The organism is Endozoicomonas atrinae (assembly GCF_001647025.1).
GTDB classification, from domain to species: Bacteria; Pseudomonadota; Gammaproteobacteria; order Pseudomonadales; family Endozoicomonadaceae; genus Endozoicomonas; species Endozoicomonas atrinae.
On record NZ_LUKQ02000417.1, the window covers coordinates 1 to 3184 of the forward strand.

Genomic DNA, 3184 nt, shown 5'->3' on the forward strand with positions numbered 1-3184 from the left:
GTCCTCTCGATTGGTCATGGCGCTGCTCCCTGCTTGATACCAACAGGAAAACAATCGGCCAGAAAAGGGTTAATCGGGAGGTCAAATTAAACTGGTGTTTTGAAGACTTATTACATCGGTGATGACATTTGCCTTATTCCTGATGGTATTTGTTGTGTATTACCAGGGTATCCAGCATGAATTCAAGCTCAGTTACCTCTTGCAGAAGGATAATGGCGGACAGATGAATTCCTGATAATTCAATGCTGCATGAATTTAAGAGGTGGCTTTATTACAAAAGCAATTTTGATTTTCTGGAAGATCGCTGCCTGAAAATTCACATTACCGACATAGACGTCAGCTTCTATATCAGTTTTGATGGCAGCCAGCTGACCGCTACCAGTCCACGACACTTTGTATTCAAATGCATGATGTTGAATTTCAGGGTGACCGCAAAGCCTTCCTTAAACTGGCCAGCCGCCAGGAAGACCCGGACACTCTGCTCTTACAGCGCAGCCTGATGATTGAGGGTGATACCGAACTGTGGCTTGGGGTAAAAAACCTGCTGGATAGTCTGGAGATGGAGTAACTGCCCATTCCTGCACAGAAATTTGTCTGGTTTGGGCAACAGGCTCAGAAAAAAGTACCTTTAGCCAGTGCGTATTAAATAATAAATGTGACGTTTAGCTGCTCATCAGACCTTGATAATTAACGGGTGAGCGGTTAACGAATTTGCTCCCTGCCAGCAACTCGACTCCTTATAAAAGAAAGTTCTTAAAAATTACACGACGTCCGCTAGCAAAACCATAAAACCACTTCTAAGCTTGCTCACATTAAATAAACCGATATTACCTAATCAACACAGACTGATATCGATATAACTTTCATAAAGCCTGATAGTTCAGCTGAGTGTTAGATTAAGCTAGCTATGTGCTGTACCACATGAAGCATACTTTTCCTTTCTGCCAGATGCATCTTAAACAGGCGAGATTTCTGCATCCGTATGTAATTTCAGAAAGTGAAATATAAAGTGGATGGGCGGTAGCGTGGTTATTTGGTTACTGCAAATTATTAAAGATTACTCAGTACTAACGGCGCTATGCTAAAAAACACAAAGATCGAATTACTAGAAGTTTTTAGAAAAAACAGACTAGTAATGAGCTTATCATGGGATAACATAAAAGTCCGTTATGCAAGGTCTGTTATAGGCCCATTCTGGCTTGTTCTTGCTACCGCGATAAGTGCATTAGGGTTGGGTTATGTATGGAGCATATTGTTCAATCAAGATAAAGAGACCTTTATACCAGCATTGTGCATCGGTTTAATCATCTGGCAGTTTCTTTCAAGCTGTATTCAGGAAGCACCTAACTGTTATATTGAAAACGCCCCCATAATTAAGAACACCGTAAACTCTGTATTAATATTTCCATTAATAACAATAATACGAAATCTGATCATTTTAGGTCATAATTTTTCAATCATTATCATTGTCTTTTTAATATACCCGCCAAAAATAAATTACAATTCAATACTGATTATCCCTGGAATTATATTAGTAATTGGAAACCTAATATGGATAGTTGGTATTCTGGGTTTTTTGGGTGCCAGATATAGAGACTTACCACCAGCAATAGCATCGATGATTACTATTTTATTTTTCTTAAGCCCTGTAATATACAAACCGGACCAACTGGGATTAAAGGCATATATAATGTGGCTAAACCCATTTACATACATGATTAGCTTAATTAGAGATCCATTAACTGGCCATTCAAGCCCACTATTTTTCTATGCAGTATCTACAACCGCATTATTAGTTGGTTACTTTGCTATGGCGATAATGATAGAAAAATATAGATACAAACTACCCTATTGGCTCTAGCGGTTAGTAGAAATGTCATATATAAAGCTTAAAAATGTATCACTTGAATACCCAATTTATAACTCCGAAAGCACTTCACTAAAGCGGGATATAATTAAATTTACAACAGGAGGCCTAATAACGAGAAGAAAAAAAAAGATAACTACAGTCAAAGCTCTATCAAATATCAACCTTGAAATAACCAGTGGTACAAGACTCGGGATCGTCGGACATAATGGTTCAGGAAAGTCCACACTATTGAGGTGTATTTCTGGCATATTCAGACCAACAAAAGGGACTGTATCTATATCAGGAACAATATCAACACTGTTGGAAATTGGAGCAGGTATAGAGCCCGAACTTTCTGGTTATGATAATATCAAGCGACTCCTATATCTCAGGAGCATTTCGTATAATGACGTAAAGAAAATCTCGCAACATATAGCTGAGTTTTCAGAGCTAGGCGAATTTCTCTCATTTCCAGTGAGAACTTATTCATCAGGGATGATGATGCGGTTGATGTTTTCTGTATCGACAGCCCAATCCCCCGACATTCTTATAATGGATGAATTTTTTAGCGTAGGCGATGACTCCTTTCAGGAAAAGGCTGAAAAAAAAATAATAAGCCATATCAATAATTCATCGATATTAGTTTTCGCATCACATAGTGAAGAGCTGCTAAAAAAATTTTGCAACAGATTCATTCGATTAAATCATGGAGAGTTGGAAAATATAGACCTATGAAAAAAATCGGAATTATTTCATCCTTTGATGTTTTATGTGGAAATGCAACATACGCAAATGCCATAGTTGAGGGTGTTAGTAAGAAAATAGATGTTATGAAGATACCGATATCAAGATCCATACAGAAAAGAAAAAATGAAAAAGCAATAAAAGAAGTTATCGAATCAGCAAAATCATGTGATGCGATTAATATTCAGCTTGAACTTACACTGTTCGGAGCAACCCCAAGGCTTGCAGTAAAATTTATAAAAAGGATACTAAAATCCAACAAAAAAAAATCAATTACGATTCATAGAATAGAACCACAACCAGAAAATATCATTAAATCGATATATCAAAATATTAAAAGCTACGGAATATCATGCATTTTCAAAACAATCCTTCAAAACCATATAAAAAGCATAATATACAAGAGTTATAAAGAAATAATAATTACAGCAAGCAAAGATAATACAATATTTATTGTACATACCAAAAGAGAATCTAATAGAATAAAAGAAATATGTGAGAAAGCTAAAGTAATAATACATCCTATCTTATGGCCTGAAGATTACGAGCATGATAAAAAGGTATCAATAAAAAATATTTTCAAAAATAAAA

At 36.1% G+C, this 3184-nt stretch carries 4 protein-coding genes; all 4 read left to right on the top strand.

Annotated features, from left to right (window positions below):
• The first annotated feature begins 403 nt into the window (after positions 1–403).
• Positions 404–568, top strand: a complete 165-nt coding sequence (gene ubiT, locus AK963_RS31615; protein ID WP_083232919.1) for a ubiquinone anaerobic biosynthesis accessory factor UbiT — start codon at positions 404–406, stop codon at positions 566–568.
• A 567-nt stretch (positions 569–1135) separates the two neighbouring features.
• A complete protein-coding gene (locus AK963_RS27235) occupies positions 1136–1861 on the top strand; it encodes an ABC transporter permease (protein ID WP_175404685.1) in 726 nt (241 codons plus the stop codon).
• A 12-nt stretch (positions 1862–1873) separates the two neighbouring features.
• Complete coding sequence (locus tag AK963_RS27240) at positions 1874–2584, top strand: ABC transporter ATP-binding protein (RefSeq protein ID WP_066018470.1); 711 nt, start codon at positions 1874–1876, stop codon at positions 2582–2584.
• A partial coding sequence (locus tag AK963_RS27245; protein WP_139117708.1) for a glycosyltransferase family protein occupies positions 2581–3184 on the top strand: 604 nt, incomplete at its 3' end. The genes AK963_RS27240 and AK963_RS27245, both read left to right, overlap by 4 nt.

Bases quoted from the DNA above. Each gene is read 5' to 3' on its own strand.
- AK963_RS27235 (WP_175404685.1), top strand. From the start codon at position 1,136: ATGAGCTTATCATGGGATAACATAAAAGTCCGTTATGCAAGGTCTGTT.
- ubiT (WP_083232919.1), top strand. From the start codon at position 404: ATGCATGATGTTGAATTTCAGGGTGACCGCAAAGCCTTCCTTAAACTG.
- AK963_RS27240 (WP_066018470.1), top strand. From the start codon at position 1,874: ATGTCATATATAAAGCTTAAAAATGTATCACTTGAATACCCAATTTAT.